This is a genomic window from Gracilibacillus marinus (assembly GCF_042651725.1).
Taxonomy (GTDB): domain Bacteria; phylum Bacillota; class Bacilli; order Bacillales; family Amphibacillaceae; genus Gracilibacillus; species Gracilibacillus marinus.
Genome location: NZ_JBHSDV010000001.1, coordinates 1551123 through 1566785, shown reverse-complemented (window position 1 = coordinate 1566785; position 15663 = coordinate 1551123). Strand labels below are relative to the sequence as shown.

Sequence of the window (15663 nt, the reverse complement as noted above, 5' to 3'; positions counted from 1 at the left end):
TATACTTATGAAATTAGCAAATAGAGTGCAGACATTAACCCCATCATCAACCTTGGCAATCACAGCAAAAGCAAAAGAATTAAAACAACAAGGACATGACGTAATTGGTTTAGGAGCAGGTGAACCTGATTTTAATACACCTGATTATATTCTTGAAGCTGCATCAAAAGCAATGTATGATGGTTTCACTAAATACACACCTGCTGGTGGCACGGTTGAATTAAAGAAAGCAATTCAACAGAAAATGGAGAATGATCATCATTTATCCTATGATTTAGACCAAATTATTGTAACAATTGGTGCAAAACACGCACTTTATACTTTATTTCAAGTAATATTAGATAAAGACGATGAAGTAATTGTTCCAACACCGTATTGGGTTAGCTATCCTGAACAGATTAAGCTTGCTGAGGGAAAACCTGTATTTGTAGATGCTTTAGAATCAAATGAGTTTAAATTAACTCCTAAGCAATTAGAAGGTGCTATTTCTGAAAGAACGAAAGCTATTATTATTAACTCTCCAAGTAATCCAACTGGTGTTATGTACTCAAAAGAAGAATTACAGGCACTAGGTGAAGTATGTTTAAAACATAATATTATGATTGTGTCTGATGAAATTTATGAAAAATTAATTTACACAGAGATGCAACATTATTCTGTCGCACAATTATCAGAGCAATTAAAAGAAATCACAATCATTATTAATGGTGTATCCAAATCTCATTCGATGACAGGATGGCGAATTGGCTATGCAGTTGGAAATAAGCAAGTGATTAAAGCAATGACAAATTTAGCGTCTCATTCTACATCTAATCCAACATCTATATCTCAAGTAGCAGCTCAAGCAGCTTATGAAGGATCACAAGAACAAGTAGAAATAATGAAAAATGCCTTTAGTGAACGATTAGAACAATTGTACAAATGGTTAACAGACATACCTGGTATCGAATGTGTAAAACCAAAAGGAGCGTTTTATTTATTTCCTAATGTGAAAAAAGCAGTAGAAATGAATGGTTTTGATACGGTTGACGAATGGGTAACAGCACTTTTAGAAGAAGAAAAAGTTGCTTTAGTACCTGGTTCAGGATTTGGAGCACCTGATAATGTAAGATTATCGTATGCTATATCTTTAGAACAACTAGAAGAAGCGGCAAATCGTATTAAACGATTTGTTGAAAAACATCAATAATACTTCAATTAAAAATGGAGGATTTAGTTTGAAAACGACAATTAATCAAGTAAGTAATTATGTGAATCAAGAAGTTACCATTGGCGTATGGTTAGCAAATAAGCGCTCAAGTGGTAAAATTGCCTTTCTACAATTACGTGATGGTACAGGCTTTATACAAGGTGTAGTTGTAAAAGCAGATGTAGATGAGGAAATCTTTAAAAAAGCAAAGTCACTAACACAAGAAACATCACTATATATTACAGGTGTCATTGTAGAAGATACAAGGTCACCATTTGGATATGAGATGCAAGTAAAGAATTTAGAAATTATTCATGAAGCTAAAGATTATCCAATTACACCTAAAGCGCATGGTACAGAATTTCTAATGGATCATCGTCATCTATGGTTACGTTCAAAAAAACAACATGCAATTATGAAAGTTAGAAACCAAATTATACAAGCAACCTATCAGTTCTTTCAACAAGAGGGATTTGTTAAAGTGGATCCACCAATATTAACTGGATCTGCGCCTGAAGGAACGACAGAATTATTCCATACAAAATACTTTGATGAGGAAGCATATTTATCACAAAGTGGTCAGTTATATATGGAAGCTAGCGCAATGGCTCTTGGAAAAGTATTTTCATTTGGACCAACTTTCCGTGCTGAAAAATCAAAAACAAGAAGACATTTGATTGAATTCTGGATGATTGAACCTGAAATGGCATTTACCACACATGAAGAAAGTCTTCAAACACAAGAAAAATACGTACAATTCATTGTGCAATCAGTTTTAAATCAATGCGAATTAGAACTAACCACCTTAGAACGTGATATCAACAAATTAAAAGCTATTCAAGCTCCTTTTCCTAGAATTACATATGACGAGGCAATAGATTTGTTAAAGGAAAAAGGTTTTACAGATATTACATGGGGAGAAGATTTCGGTTCTCCACACGAAACAGCGATTGCAGAACATTTTGATATGCCTGTATTTATTACGCATTATCCTAAAGCTATTAAAGCATTTTATATGAAACCAGACCCTGATAGAGATGATGTCGTATTATGTGCAGACTTAATCGCTCCTGAAGGTTACGGAGAAATAATCGGAGGTTCTGCACGTATTGATGATTTAGAACTTATGGAAAAGCGTTATGAGGAACATCACTTAACAGGAGATGCTTATGAATGGTATCTTGAATTAAGAAAATACGGAAGTGTACCACATGCTGGATTTGGATTAGGGTTAGAAAGAACCGTGGCATGGATTTGTGGTGTGGATCATGTGAGAGAGACCATTCCGTTTCCAAGACTTTTAAATAGACTTTATCCATAATATAATAGATATATGATCGTATGAAATAATCCTTTGCAGTCTATGCAAAGGATTATACTATTTACTATTCAATTGCATAGAAAGGGTGGATATGGTGTGGATGGAATGATATCAAAATTACTACAAGATCAAGTGAGTATCCCTAGAGAATTAATGACAAAGTATCATTCCTATGGATTAAATGAACCACAAGTAATGATATTAGTACAAATTTATTTTTTTCAAATAGATGATATATATTTTCCGACACCTGAAGAGATTGCAGAGAAAATGACAATATCTACAGAGCAATGTTCTCAATATTTACGACAATTAATACAACAAGGCTTCTTAAAAATAGATGAGATGACAAACAATAATGTGCTAACAGAAATGTATTCATTAGAACCTTTATGGAAACAATTATATGATAAAAAAGAAAAAGATGTGGATAGTACGGATGAAGCAGTTAAAATAGGGGAAATGTTTCGTCGTTTTGAACAAGAATTTGGTCGACCTTTATCTCCATTTGAAATTGAAAGAATCAATCATTGGATTGATGAGGAGAACCATTCGATTGACCTTATTTATGATGCATTAAGAGAAGCGGTATTAATGAGTAAATTAAATTTCACTTATATTGATCGTATTTTATTAGAATGGAAGAAGAAAGGGATTCAATCTTCTGTCCAAGCGAAACAAAATAGTCGTAATTTTCATCATAACCAACGTGAATCAGTTACAACGAAACAAAAAACAAATCGAAAAGCTTTGTATTACAATTGGTTAGATGAATCGTAGGGGGTATCCATGTTAAATAAAACACAAATAAGATATGCATTAGATACTATAGCGGAGATGTTTCCGAATGCGGAGTGTGAATTAAACCATCGTAATCCTTTTGACTTGCTCATCGCTGTTGTTCTATCTGCTCAATGTACGGATGCATTAGTAAATAAAGTTACAGTGAAATTATTTGAAAAATATCATACACCAAATGATTATGTAAATGTAACGTTAGAAGAATTACAACAAGATATTCGATCAATTGGACTTTATCGAAATAAAGCAAAAAATATTCAGAAACTGTGTATGTCTTTACTAAATGATTACAATGGAGAAGTACCGCAAACAAAAGAAGATTTAGAAAAACTCGCAGGTGTTGGAAGAAAGACAGCTAATGTCGTTGTATCTGTTGCTTTTGGAGAACCTGCAATAGCTGTAGATACACATGTTGAAAGAGTGTCTAAACGATTAGGAATATGTAGATGGAAAGATAGTGTCTTAGAAGTAGAAAATACTTTAATGAAAAAAATTCCTAAAGAGGAGTGGAGTGATACACATCATCGTTTAATCTTTTTTGGTAGATATCATTGTAAATCTAAAAATCCAAATTGTGAGGTATGTCCACTTCTTGATATATGTAGGGAAGGTAAAAAACGTCTTAAATAAAATCGTGCGTTCACTATAAACACATTTCATATTAATGAAAAAACTCGCATTCATGTTTACAAACGTGAATGCGAGTTTTTAAAATGAAATTAATTATCCTCATCTTCTGGAACCGATTGTTGCTCTGTAGTTGCATTTTCATTTGAAGTGTCATTTTGCGAACCATTGTTATTTCCTGATTGTTGATTATCGTCTGTGTTTGTTTCGTCATCAGGAGTGTCTGTGTCTCCTTCAACATCACTGTCATCTTCATTTGTATTATCTGACTCTTGTTCGTCTTCCTCTTCTGTTAAACCTTTTGTAGAGACTTGAACAGATGCAGATGGTCCGGTTACTTCTGAATCATTTTTTAATATAGGTGTAACGGTTATCGTATATATTTTATCAACTTGTAATTGATTTAATGTGACCGTTTTTTTATTTGTAGTTAATTGATCAACTGAACTACCAGCTTCTGTTATGTCAATCTGAAATTCTATTGGCCCTTTTTCATCATATGCCCAACTGATTGATGCGGTACGATTTACAGGGTCAAATGATTGTTGTAATTGCGAGACAGCGGGTATTTCTTTCACTTCTTCTTCGGGTACTTTTACTGTAACAGATGTCGGATCACTTTGTAAGTCATCTCTTTTTGCTACCACTTCTATCGTATATGTGGCACCTTTTTCGACATTATTTATTGCAAATGTTGTATCTTCTGTCGAAGTGTTGTTGATCGCATTTCCATCTGAACTAATATTTACATCAAATGTGGCATCTTTGTCTTTATATGCCCATTCTACATCAATGGATTCTGTTTCCTCATTGTAAGCTGCTTTCAGTTTTGAAACAGGGTCTAATTTGTCGAACTTTTCGGAAACGGAACTAGGTTCATTCCCTTTTACGAATAGTTCTGTTATGATTTGTGAACTTGGTGTAAATTCGCTTGGGCGTTTGGCTGGATTCGAACCTTTCTCAACTTTCATTTCAACAACAGAGGAAGGCTTTTCGAAATCAGCAGTATCTTTCCCTGATGATATTGTTTGCATTAATTCACGGAAAATATGCAAAGGTATTGTTTTATTATTAATTGGCTTCTGTTCATCACCGCCACTATAGCCTGACCAAATCGAGATGGTGTAATTAGTCGTATAACCAGTAAACCAGGAGTCAGGACTTCCTTCTTCACCACTTATATTGGTTGTTCCTGTTTTACCTGCAACTGGAAGGCCGTTCACTTTCGCTAGTCGACCTGTTCCGTTATCCACAGCGGACTTTAACATATCTGTAATCATATATGCTGTGTAGTCTGACATTGCTTCAACAGGTTTGGATACTAACTCTTCTGTTTTTCCATCTGGATATTCTATTTCTGTTACAGAGTATGGTTCATGGTAAATTCCTTCGTTTCCAAATGCTGCATATGCACCAGCCATTTCGATTGGTAAGAAGCCATTATCTGCACCGCCAATTGCATCAGTAATTGTGATGGAACCTGAGTCAAAATTCAACCCTAAACCTTCAGCGAATGATTGTGCTTTACTATAGCCAACTTCTTCTAATGTTTTTACTGCAGGTACATTGTAAGATTGCTCTAAGGCATATCTTGTACTAACCCAACCATGAAATTTGTTGTCCCAGTTATTAATGGAACTATCTGTTCCTTCAATTTTATAAGCTTTATCATCATTAATTTGGTGGTAAGTTGACCATTTTAAATACTCAATTGCAGGACCATATGCGAGAAGAGGTTTCATGGAAGAACCACCTTGACGTCCATCTCCATCTATCGCATAGTTCCAGCCGCCTTTTTCACGATTTCTTCCACCACCGATTGCTCGTATTGCACCAGTTTTTGTATCTAGTACCGTAATTCCTACTTGAATATCTTGATCTGAACTATAATCAATCGGATTTTCATCTGCATTACTTAATAGTAATTCGGTTTCTTCTTGTGCAACAGGATCTAAGGTTGTGTACACTTGTAGACTATCTTTATAAATGTCTGCACCTGTTTTTTCTAATACTTCGTTACGTACTTGTTGAATAAATCCTTCATATTTTGCATATTGCTTCTTTGTTTCTACTAACAATGAAGCAACATCGACATCTCGTACTTCGTTTGCTTCTTGTTCTGATATTTTGTTATGTTGAACCATCAAATTAAGTACTGTATTCATTCTTTCCTTTGTTAAATCTGGGTTAACAAAAGGATCATATGCAGATGGACGTTGTGGAATACCGGCAAGGATTGCGGCTTCTGCTAAAGTTAAATCGTTTAAATCGGTTTTCCCGAAATAGGTTTCTGCAGCTGTCGCTACACCATATGCCCCTGCACCATAATAAATTTTATTTACATACATTTCAAATATTTCTTCTTTAGAATACTTCCGTTCTAATTGTAATGCTAACCATTGTTCTTGTACTTTACGCTTAAGTTTTTTGTCACTAGATAAGAAAGAGCTCTTCACTACTTGTTGAGTAATAGTACTTGCACCTTGTGATCCAAATCCATCTGTGAAGTTCGCAACGACTGCTGCACCAATTCTTCTGAAATCAATTCCTATATGACTTTCAAATCGAACATCTTCTGTCGCAAGTATCGCGTTTTTCAAAACTTCTGGTATTTCATCATAGCTAACTTTTGAGCGTTTCTCAGCACCTAAATCAGCAAAGATATCTTTGTTTATGTCATATAGCTTTGTTGACGCAGGTACGGATAATTTATCTGGATCTAAATCAGGTGCTGTGGAGATATAAAAAGCGAATAATCCTGCGACTCCAATTCCGATTAGTAAAATTGCTAATAACATGATTTTCATGATCCGTTTTATGACAGGTTTTTTCTTCGTATTCTTTTGTTTTTGATTTTGATTTTGTTGTCTTCTAGCCATTCTTGATTGATCTTTTTCAACCATTGTTGTTTCCTCCGTTCGTACTATAATACATATCAATAATATGTAAATAATCTACTTTCACATGATATTGTATAGGTATTATATAGCCTTCCTTCTTCATACTTTCTAATGAAATTGATTTTCTCCCACCGTTCATACTATTTTTCCAATGTTTTAATAGAGAATCTGCTGGATAAAAATATGTTGCTTGTAATGTACTAAAGCGAATGATAACGAAACAAATCCCACCATGATCAATAATGCTTTCCATGTGTTTCATTTGGTGTTCGTGAAAATTATTAAGTGGAAAGGATGTCTTATTTTTGGTTTCTTTTGCTTCAAAGTCCACATATCTACCTTTATAAACACCGTTATAATCCGTAGTGGATGCTTGTTTAAAATAAGCTTCTTTAATCACAGCAGCGCTTCTTCTTGGATAATCTACTTGAACGATTTGTACAGGGGTAGGCTTTTTATGGATAATTGCTTTACCTGTGTCTCGGTAGTAATCATTTGTTTCATTAATATCCTCTTCTAAAGTCATCCCTCGATTACTATAAATCGTTGGATTAGGTAAAGGCTTTTTTTTCGCATCTACCGATAGCTTCTTCCCATTCGGATAATGCAAGAGTCATCCCTCCTAAACCAGTTTAACTAAATCAAATGTCATACTTTTGATTTAGTTAGCTTCATCATACGCTACAACTTTCATTTGTTCAATTAAAAAGCTATGCTATAAACATAGTAGAACACCAACTTTATTATTCGTTAACAATGATATTTTTAAGGGGATAAATTGAAAAATAAAAATCGACAATTCTCATGAGGTTGTCGATTTTTTAAATAGTAGAGGAATATTTCCTATGAAATTAATCTATCTATTATTTTTAGATCATTTAAAATTGTGATGATCATTGTTCGATTTTTGTTTATCCTTTTTTCCGAAAAATAATAAACCACCATTTCTTTTTGTTTCTTTTTTCGCTTTTCTATTTACTCGCATATTTAATCCCTCTTTCTTCGTATAAGATAATTTATTACTCTCTCTTTGTATAATGTTACCTTTTGGCGAAATTATGCATGATAGTACTATGTTTGTCTAACTTATTCTAGTTTTGTCACCTTTGAAGGAGTTTACATACTTTTAGAGAATTAACTATGTAAAAGCGATAAAGGATGCGTGATACGTATGTTCAATAAAAAATATGTTGCAAAAGAAGTGTTTGAAGATCGTATGATGAAGTTATTACATGTAGTAGATCAATTGGATAAACAAGCTTCTAGAACTCCATCCTATAATAAAAGAGAAGAACATGTTAAAATTATAAGAAAAGTCGTATAAATATGATAGAAAAGGTGAAATGGATTGAAACTGTTTGAACTTACTTTAGAGTTAGAGAAGACGTTAGATGAATTGAAAGAATATTATTTAACACACGAACGTCCAAAAAATAAACGAGATATGGCATTCTTTGAATATGTAAAAGATAGAACAAATCCAATATTTATTAAAATTGATTTATGGTTTGAATTAGCTAGTAAATTTGTACAAAATCGAGAAATAAACGTTCATCCAAGTCAAATACAATCAACAGAAGAAAATTATAAATTGATTCTTTTGCATAGCTATTATGTCGACGTAAGAAAAAAACGCTATATGGAGCTTTTTCAATCCATTAGTTATGTTTTTGATTTGGTGAAAAAGGATATAAATAAATATAACTAAAATAGGGAGGTATTAAAATGAACAAATCCCAATTGATTGAATTAGCAAGTTCAGTTAGGAATAGTGCATACACACCATATTCCAAATTTAAGGTAGGGGCAGCTGTTCTAATGAAATCTGGAAAAATCTATACTGGATGCAATATTGAGAATGCAGCGTACCCTGTTACAATATGTGCGGAGAGAGTAGCTATTTTTAAAGCAATCTCAGAAGGCGAATATGATTTCGATCAGTTAGCTGTAGTGGCAGATACAGATAGACCAGTGCCACCATGCGGTTCCTGTCGTCAAGTATTAAGCGAGTTTTTACATGCGGATACGTTCATTCATACAAGTAATTTAGAGCATGATGTAAAAACAGTGACAATGGAAGAGTTATTACCATTTTCTTTTCATGCATCTGATATGAATCGAACAAAAAATGATTAAAAAATAGGTATGTGTCTTAGACAAACCTCACTATAGTGACATACGCTAGTATAGATAAAATATAGTGAGGTGATAAAAAATGAGAGTAAGAAGACCATGTATGATGCCAACAAATACAATTGTTCATCCAACGAAGTGTAATGTAGTAAACACATGTAGTGAGAGTGTAGTGAACCATATTCATCCATCTCACACTACTTGCATGAATCACCATCTTGTAAAGAATGTACATTTCTATCCTCATACGACATCTAATCAATATACAGTTGACGAAGTAAATGTATACGGTGGACCAATGCCTCCGATGAACATGAACCAAATGAATATGAATCCAATGGGTATGAACCCAAATAATTTTCCTAGATAAATAAAAATAAAAATATAGCTATCGATTGTTAAGATGGCTATATTTTTATTTTTAATTAGAAAAACAAAAGTACATGTATATTTAGTAGCGAATAAAGTGATTTTATTTTATAATTTAGTAGAAATATGTTTTAGGAGTTGTTTGTATTGCATAGAATAATCACAGTCACTGGAAACAAACCATCCGAATTGACCATTATGAATGAAAAAGATCAAAGAATTGAATTTATTAAAAAAGCGATTAAACAACGACTACTAAAGTATATAGAAGATGGGTTAGAATGGGTTATTATTTCAGGTCAGATGGGTGTAGAACTATGGGCAGCAGAAGTAGTTATGGAGTTAAAATCACAGCATGATATTCGATTAGGAGTGTTTCCGCCGTTTCGGGAGATAGAATCTCGATGGCCAGACTCCTATAAAGAAAAATTTAATGAAGTAATCATGCATGCAGATTTCACTCAACCATTATATGATGATACATACAAAGGTCCGTATCAATTTTCAAATAAAGATAATTGGTTACTTGAAAAAACCGAAGCTTCTGTCATACTAGGAGATGAAGAGTTTCCTGGAAGTGTACAGTATTTTTTAGACAAAGCTAAGAAAAAGCAGGAAACAGATGGATATATCATTGATTGGATTACACCATTTGATTTAGAAGAGATTGTGTTAGAAGAACAAACACACAACTCTTTTGATTAATCTGATGGGTAATAGATTGTGTAAACAAATAAAAATTGTTTGAACTAAAGAGGTGATGAAGTTGGCAAATCAACTAAACGGAAAAGATATTTTAGAAAAAAGCTTTAAAACTTCAATGAGAGGATATCATCAAGAGGAAGTAGATGAATTTTTGGATATTATTATCCAGGATTATGAATATTTCCAACAAGAAATTACAAGATTAAGACAAGAAAATGACAGATTGAAAAAAAATTCAGAAACACGGTTACGTACGACCACACCATCTAATCATCAAGTAAATTATGATATATTAAAAAGATTATCTAATTTAGAAAAAGCAGTCTTTGGAACGAAATTTGATGAGGAATAACCTCCATTTATTACTATTGACTAATAACAGATGCATGATACAATAATAAGAGTTGAAAAAATGAATGTTGAAGTAATCGCTGCATATTTTAATATGTAGAGGAAAGTCCATGCTCACACAAACTGTGATGTTTGTAGTGTTCGTGCTTGACGAAATCATAAGTCAAGGTAACCATTACTTGGTTAACGGCAGAGAAAATACCTAAGTTCTATCGAATATGGTAGGAGTATCTTGAAAGTGCCACAGTGACGTAGCTAAATAGGAAACTATTTAGGTGGAACGCGGTAAACCCCTCGAGTGAGCAACCCAAATATTGGTAGGGGCATCTTCTATTAGGGAATTAAGAACCGAATGAAGGACAGGCTATATTGCTTGTAGACAGATGATTACTACTTTGGTACGAGGTTGACCACCGCTTGTAGTACGAGAAGTACAGAACATGGCTTACTGACATTCATTTGGTCATTATGATGTAATCAATTTATTCCCCTTTTTCATAAGAAAAAGGGGATTTTGATTTTTTTGGACATACATATTAAACTACAATTAATTACATGCCTCTATAATGAAAGGATTTTTGGACAAATGAAAAACAATTTTAAATTAATTGCAACTGCTGCGATGGGTCTTGAATCAATTGTAGCAAACGAAGTAAAAGCACTTGGGTATACAAATGTGGAAGTGGAGAATGGAAAAGTAATATATGAGACAGATAGCTTAGGCTTAGTTAGGTCTAATCTTTGGTTGCGAACAGCAGATAGAGTGAAATTAGTTGTTGGAGAATTTCAAGCAACATCATATGACCAATTATTCGAACAAACAAAAGCACTCGAGTGGGAAAAATATATTCCGGAAGATGGAGAATTCCCTGTGTCTGGAAAATCACACAAATCGAAATTATTTTCTGTCCCAGATTGTCAATCGATTGTGAAAAAGGCAGTCGTAGAAAGATTAAAGCAAAAGCATGGGATTGCTAGTTGGTTACAAGAAACGGGTTCTTTATACAAGATAGAAGTGGCTTTGTTAAAGGATAAAGTAACTTTAACATTGGATACTTCAGGAGCTGGCCTTCATAAGCGAGGATATCGAATTGATCAAGGAGATGCCCCCTTAAAAGAAACACTAGCAGCTGCATTGGTACAATTAACAAATTGGACACCTGACAAACCTTTTTATGACTTATTTTGTGGATCTGGAACCATTCCTATTGAAGCGGCATTAATTGGGCAAAATATTGCTCCAGGTTTTAATCGAGAATTTGCTTTTGAATCATGGGACTTTATTGCTTCCAAATTACATGACCAGGCATTAGAAGAAGCAGAAGACTTGGCGAATTATGATCAACCATTAGATATAGTTGGTACAGATTTGTCACATAAAATGATTGAAGTTTCCAGTGCAAATGCAATAGAAGCAGGACTTGGTGACTTAATTAAATGGAAACAAATGCAAGCAACAGATTTCCATACGAAAGCAGAAGGTGGATATATTGTAAGTAATCCTCCATATGGGGAGCGATTAGGAGACAAGAAAGAAGTAGAAGAGATGTATCACCAACTTGGTAAAGTTCTTCAGAATTACCCAAGTTGGAATGTCTATATTCTCACAGCTAATGAGAAATTTGAAAATATTTTTGGGAAAAAAGCGACGAAAAAGCGGAAATTATTTAACGGATTTATTAAAACGGATTATTATCAATATTTCGGGAGTAAATATTAATTTTAATTACTTGTAAAGAGGGATATGCATGACAGAAAATGAAAAAGTTGCTTACTTTCTTGAACATTTATGGACAAAGGGTTTTAAATTAGATGATGAAGAAGTAAATTTTATTTTTTTTGGTATGAAATACACGAACACAAGTGCAAAACAAGTAATTGTAGCAATATCTCTCACTTTGCAAGTACAAGTTGAATTTAATAGAAGTTATTATGTTCGATTATTAGAATTATTTCATGAAAATAATATTACATCAATGGAGCAAGGGAAGCAGCTAATTAACGTAAATGTTTCTCGTGATTAAGTAATGCTACCCTTGCTAATTGATCTGCTTGATAGTTCTGTTTTTCAGGAATCCACTTAATGAATACATACGGAAAAGTTTGAGATATCAAGTTAATTTCATTTAAATATGGCACGAATTGTTTATTTTTTGTATGATTTTTATCTACTGTATCCACTACTACTTTAGAGTCTGATCGAATCGAAATAATTTCATTCGAGAAATGATTTTGGCAATACTTCAATGATTTGATTACCGCAATAAACTCTGCTTCATGATTGGAATAAACCCCAATGTAAGAAGACTCGTGGAATTTTTGTTTCTGCGTTTTAATAAAGAACCCGATCGCACTTGGACCAGGGTTCCCTTTTGAAGCAGCATCTGTATATACCTCAATCATGTCTATCACTTTTGTTTATCTTTTTAGATATATACAGAAACGGTGTATCAATTGCTGATACAACAAATTTAATCACATATGTCGTAATAAATATTTCTAACCATACTGAAAATGAATACAAGTTGTAAAAAGCAATACTACAAAAAATTAATGTATCAACAAGTTGACTAATCATTGTACTCCCATTGTTTCTTATCCATAAATATTTGTGAGCAGGAAGCTTCTCTTTAATTTTAGAATAAAGATATACATCGATATATTGACTTACAAGGAATGCAGCCATACTTCCAATTGCAATGTTTGGAATCACACTAAAAATCGCTTCAAGTGAATTTTGCATTGTATCTGATTCATGTGGTACAAATGTTAACACTACTTGCATTAGAATCGTCATAATTAATAGTGTTGAAAACCCCATCCACACTGCTTTTTTAGCATCTTTCTTTCCGTGGTTTTCATTTAAGATATCTGTAGCAAGAAATACAGTACCATACATGATATTACCTAATGTAGCAGTTAAGCCAAACATTTCTACTGTTTTTAACACTTGGATATTTGCAATAACTGTCGACATTCCAATCCAAACAAACAACCCAGCTTTTCCGAACATTCTGTACATTACTAATAATATAGAAAAGTTCAAAATAGCAAATAGGATCCATAATAATTCATTTGACATCTATATCTGTCCTTTCCTTTTATCTGTCACAATTATTTAAAATAACATAAATTATCAGAAAATGTAAGTGATTTTATCTAAATTGTCCTTTGGAACACAGAAAAAAAGCATCCGTTATTTTCACATAACGGATGCTTTCTATCGATCAGGATATTATTCATACTAGTTGTTGAAAGAGATTTAGTCAATATGCTATTTTATTTATATAGTTCTTGACGTACTGGAGGAGAAATAATTGGGTATTAGAATAGGATTAACAGGTTGGGGGGACCATCCACATTTATATCAAACACAACAACAAAAAAATAAACTAGTTACATATAGCTCCCATTTTCCTACAGTTGAAATTGACAGTTCTTTTTATGCCATACATGAACAAGAACGATATGCAAATTGGGTAAAACAAACCCCAGAAAACTTTACATTTGTTATTAAAGCATGGAAGACAATGACGGGACATGACCGTTTGTCACTAACAAACAAAGAGATGAAAGATATAACGTATGCATACAAAAAATCAATTTTGCCAGTAGTAGAAAGTAACAAATTAACGGCAATATTGATGCAATTTCCGCCATGGTTTGATCTTACTAGTCGAAATATGAATAAAATTAAAAAATTACGATCATGGCTTGGGGATTTGCCTGTAGCGATTGAATTTCGTAATCGCACATGGTTTTCTCCGAGAGAAAAAGAAACATTACAATTTCTAATAAATGAACAGTGCATTCATGTTATTTGTGATGAACCGAATGCAGGTATTGGTTCAATCCCTGCAGTTATTGCTAATACAAATGATAAAGTGATAGTACGCTTTCACGGTCGCAACGTGTATGGATGGAATAACCACGGTCAATCAAATTGGAGAGAAGTAAGATTTTTGTATCGTTATAATGAACAAGAATTAAGAGAATGGGTAACACATATCAGAGATTTAGAGAAAAAGGCGAAAGAAGTGACAATATTGTTCAACAATAATTCAGGTGGGGATGCATATGATAACGCTAAGCAACTTATCGATATGTTAAATATTACATATACAGATTTGCATCCGAAGCAAATGAATTTATTTGATGATTCTTTATTTTAAGCTTACTCGCTTAGCACCAATATAACTATTCGACCAATAGTTTTCATCTAATGAACTAATTGTCACACCATTAGTAGCATCTGCATGGATAAATTGGTTATTACCAATATATATTCCTGCATGTGATGGACCAGGCTTATATGTCTCAAAGAAAATAAGATCACCAATGCTCGGCGTATCAAGTTGTATCGTGGCATTCCACATTTCATTTACTGTTCGAGGTAACTGTACACCATTTTGCTTGTAAACATATTGGATAAAACCACTACAATCAAAACCAGCTGATGTTGTTCCGCCCCATACATATGGGACACCTTGTAACTCTTTAGCAGTGGAGATAAATAGATTCATATCTGTTGTGGGAGGAGAGACTACCGTAATGTTTTTCGCTTTTTTTTGTGGTTTGATTTGTTCGTCATTTGTTGTAATATTCGTTGACAGTGTCATTGGTTCCACTACTTCTAAATGTGTCGGTGGTTTCTCGATATGGACCACCTTTAATCCACTGTCTTCTTTATACCTTGTTAATGCATGATCTGTTATGGGACCGTATATGCTGTCTAATGTCGCTTCATAAAATCCGAAATAATGTAATGCTTCTTGTATTTTAAATATTTCTTCAGATTTTTCTCCATAAGAAAAATCTACATCTTGTTCAAGTATTTTCTCATATAAATCTATTTCTACAGAGATGATTTTTTGTTTTGTTGGTACATCCACCTGTCCATTCATTTCTAGGTTGTGATTGTCTTGAAATTTTTTTATCGCATATTCAGTTAGTATTCCAAACTCGCCATCAACTGATGAATCATAATAAGAGAGTTTTTGCAATTTGGTTTGTAACATCTTAACAACTTCATGATGCATGCCATATTCCATGTTCGTTTGTTCGAATATTTCTTGTTGTAATATGGGATATGCTTCAACATAATAGGAGAATGGATGGCTAAACGCAAAGCTATATGCGACGGAGTGCTTGACAATTTGTGATAGGTGACTGTGTGAAAACATAAAAAGCCCTCCTCTTGATTAATACTTAACAAATATGTATGCTTAAACAAATAGATTATGTAAGTGTATATAAAAATGTTACTA

Annotated in this window: 18 protein-coding genes and 1 other RNA gene; 14 read left to right on the top strand and 5 right to left on the bottom strand. The window is 33.3% G+C overall.

Translation table 11 applies throughout. From position 1 onward, the window contains the following. Positions 1-7: 7 nt before the first annotated feature. The 4 genes from ACFOZ1_RS07370 (at position 8) to nth (ending at position 3941) form a co-directional block, all read left to right on the top strand. Positions 8-1189 carry a pyridoxal phosphate-dependent aminotransferase gene (locus ACFOZ1_RS07370; protein WP_390197743.1) on the top strand — a complete coding sequence of 394 codons (1182 nt, stop codon included), beginning with the start codon at positions 8-10 and terminating at the stop codon, positions 1187-1189. Between the two features lie 28 nt (positions 1190-1217). Next, positions 1218-2510, top strand: coding sequence for an asparagine--tRNA ligase (gene asnS, locus ACFOZ1_RS07365; protein ID WP_390197741.1), 1293 nt, complete (start codon positions 1218-1220; stop codon positions 2508-2510). 105 nt (positions 2511-2615) lie between these two features. Further along, positions 2616-3290, top strand: coding sequence for a DnaD domain protein (locus ACFOZ1_RS07360; protein ID WP_390197739.1), 675 nt, complete (start codon positions 2616-2618; stop codon positions 3288-3290). Positions 3291-3299: 9 nt separating this feature from the next. Beyond that, positions 3300-3941 (top strand): endonuclease III, encoded by a 642-nt coding sequence (gene nth / locus ACFOZ1_RS07355; protein ID WP_390197736.1) that lies wholly within the window; start codon positions 3300-3302, stop codon positions 3939-3941. Positions 3942-4030: 89 nt separating this feature from the next. On the opposite strand, the gene ACFOZ1_RS07350 is transcribed toward nth, so the two are convergent. Continuing rightward, positions 4031-6841: a transglycosylase domain-containing protein gene (locus ACFOZ1_RS07350; protein WP_390197733.1), complete on the bottom strand. Its 2811-nt coding sequence runs from the start codon at positions 6839-6841 to the stop codon at positions 4031-4033. After that, the gene (gene recU, locus ACFOZ1_RS07345) at positions 6834-7448 is read right to left on the bottom strand and encodes a Holliday junction resolvase RecU (protein WP_390197731.1); all 615 of its coding nucleotides are present in this window, start codon (positions 7446-7448) and stop codon (positions 6834-6836) included. Before recU ends, ACFOZ1_RS07350 begins: the two co-directional genes overlap by 8 nt. 561 nt (positions 7449-8009) lie before the next feature. Here recU and ACFOZ1_RS07340 point away from each other — a divergent pair. From ACFOZ1_RS07340 to ACFOZ1_RS07300, 9 genes are all read left to right on the top strand, one after another. After that, positions 8010-8162, top strand: coding sequence for a hypothetical protein (locus ACFOZ1_RS07340; protein ID WP_390197729.1), 153 nt, complete (start codon positions 8010-8012; stop codon positions 8160-8162). 24 nt (positions 8163-8186) lie between these two features. Beyond that, positions 8187-8546, top strand: coding sequence for a DUF1798 family protein (locus tag ACFOZ1_RS07335; protein WP_390197726.1), 360 nt, complete (start codon positions 8187-8189; stop codon positions 8544-8546). Between the two features lie 17 nt (positions 8547-8563). Continuing rightward, on the top strand, positions 8564-8974 hold the full coding sequence (locus ACFOZ1_RS07330) for a cytidine deaminase (RefSeq protein ID WP_390197723.1): 411 nt from the start codon (positions 8564-8566) through the stop codon (positions 8972-8974). 79 nt (positions 8975-9053) lie between these two features. Continuing rightward, positions 9054-9341, top strand: a complete 288-nt coding sequence (locus ACFOZ1_RS07325; protein WP_390197720.1) for a CotD family spore coat protein — start codon at positions 9054-9056, stop codon at positions 9339-9341. A gap of 146 nt (positions 9342-9487) precedes the next feature. After that, positions 9488-10045, top strand: coding sequence for an SLOG family protein (locus ACFOZ1_RS07320; protein ID WP_390197717.1), 558 nt, complete (start codon positions 9488-9490; stop codon positions 10043-10045). Between the two features lie 55 nt (positions 10046-10100). Next, the gene (gene gpsB, locus ACFOZ1_RS07315; protein WP_277680326.1) at positions 10101-10397 is read left to right on the top strand and encodes a cell division regulator GpsB; all 297 of its coding nucleotides are present in this window, start codon (positions 10101-10103) and stop codon (positions 10395-10397) included. Positions 10398-10460: 63 nt separating this feature from the next. After that, positions 10461-10849: RNase P RNA component class B (gene rnpB / locus ACFOZ1_RS07310), an RNA gene on the top strand. A 133-nt stretch (positions 10850-10982) separates the two neighbouring features. Further along, the gene (locus tag ACFOZ1_RS07305; protein ID WP_390197715.1) at positions 10983-12116 is read left to right on the top strand and encodes a THUMP domain-containing class I SAM-dependent RNA methyltransferase; all 1134 of its coding nucleotides are present in this window, start codon (positions 10983-10985) and stop codon (positions 12114-12116) included. Positions 12117-12144: 28 nt separating this feature from the next. Beyond that, positions 12145-12420 (top strand): DUF6123 family protein, encoded by a 276-nt coding sequence (locus ACFOZ1_RS07300; RefSeq protein WP_390197713.1) that lies wholly within the window; start codon positions 12145-12147, stop codon positions 12418-12420. Here ACFOZ1_RS07300 and ACFOZ1_RS07295 read toward each other — a convergent pair. Both ACFOZ1_RS07295 and ACFOZ1_RS07290 read right to left on the bottom strand, forming a co-directional pair. After that, the gene (locus ACFOZ1_RS07295; RefSeq protein WP_390197710.1) at positions 12395-12799 is read right to left on the bottom strand and encodes a ribonuclease HI family protein; all 405 of its coding nucleotides are present in this window, start codon (positions 12797-12799) and stop codon (positions 12395-12397) included. The genes ACFOZ1_RS07300 and ACFOZ1_RS07295 overlap by 26 nt on opposite strands. Then, positions 12792-13478: a queuosine precursor transporter gene (locus ACFOZ1_RS07290; protein ID WP_390197707.1), complete on the bottom strand. Its 687-nt coding sequence runs from the start codon at positions 13476-13478 to the stop codon at positions 12792-12794. The genes ACFOZ1_RS07295 and ACFOZ1_RS07290 overlap by 8 nt, the downstream gene beginning before the upstream one ends. 235 nt (positions 13479-13713) lie before the next feature. On the opposite strand from ACFOZ1_RS07290, the gene ACFOZ1_RS07285 reads away from it, so the two are divergent. Then, entirely contained in the window at positions 13714-14568 is an 855-nt protein-coding gene (locus ACFOZ1_RS07285) for a DUF72 domain-containing protein (RefSeq protein WP_390197704.1), read from the top strand. On the opposite strand, the gene ACFOZ1_RS07280 is transcribed toward ACFOZ1_RS07285, so the two are convergent. Continuing rightward, entirely contained in the window at positions 14560-15579 is a 1020-nt protein-coding gene (locus ACFOZ1_RS07280) for a C40 family peptidase (RefSeq protein ID WP_390197701.1), read from the bottom strand. The two genes, ACFOZ1_RS07285 and ACFOZ1_RS07280, sit on opposite strands and share 9 nt — an antisense overlap. Positions 15580-15663: the final 84 nt, after the last annotated feature.

Excerpts from the sequence above, each read along its gene's own strand:
- ACFOZ1_RS07340 (WP_390197729.1), top strand. The coding sequence starts at position 8,010 with ATGTTCAATAAAAAATATGTTGCAAAAGAAGTGTTTGAAGATCGTATG.
- ACFOZ1_RS07325 (WP_390197720.1), top strand. The coding sequence starts at position 9,054 with ATGAGAGTAAGAAGACCATGTATGATGCCAACAAATACAATTGTTCAT.
- ACFOZ1_RS07295 (WP_390197710.1), bottom strand. The coding sequence starts at position 12,799 with ATGATTGAGGTATATACAGATGCTGCTTCAAAAGGGAACCCTGGTCCA.
- gpsB (WP_277680326.1), top strand. The coding sequence starts at position 10,101 with ATGAAGTTGGCAAATCAACTAAACGGAAAAGATATTTTAGAAAAAAGC.
- ACFOZ1_RS07300 (WP_390197713.1), top strand. The coding sequence starts at position 12,145 with ATGACAGAAAATGAAAAAGTTGCTTACTTTCTTGAACATTTATGGACA.
- ACFOZ1_RS07305 (WP_390197715.1), top strand. The coding sequence starts at position 10,983 with ATGAAAAACAATTTTAAATTAATTGCAACTGCTGCGATGGGTCTTGAA.
- nth (WP_390197736.1), top strand. The coding sequence starts at position 3,300 with ATGTTAAATAAAACACAAATAAGATATGCATTAGATACTATAGCGGAG.
- ACFOZ1_RS07280 (WP_390197701.1), bottom strand. The coding sequence starts at position 15,579 with ATGTTTTCACACAGTCACCTATCACAAATTGTCAAGCACTCCGTCGCA.
- ACFOZ1_RS07330 (WP_390197723.1), top strand. The coding sequence starts at position 8,564 with ATGAACAAATCCCAATTGATTGAATTAGCAAGTTCAGTTAGGAATAGT.
- ACFOZ1_RS07350 (WP_390197733.1), bottom strand. The coding sequence starts at position 6,841 with ATGGTTGAAAAAGATCAATCAAGAATGGCTAGAAGACAACAAAATCAA.
- ACFOZ1_RS07370 (WP_390197743.1), top strand. The coding sequence starts at position 8 with ATGAAATTAGCAAATAGAGTGCAGACATTAACCCCATCATCAACCTTG.
- ACFOZ1_RS07290 (WP_390197707.1), bottom strand. The coding sequence starts at position 13,478 with ATGTCAAATGAATTATTATGGATCCTATTTGCTATTTTGAACTTTTCT.
- ACFOZ1_RS07360 (WP_390197739.1), top strand. The coding sequence starts at position 2,616 with ATGATATCAAAATTACTACAAGATCAAGTGAGTATCCCTAGAGAATTA.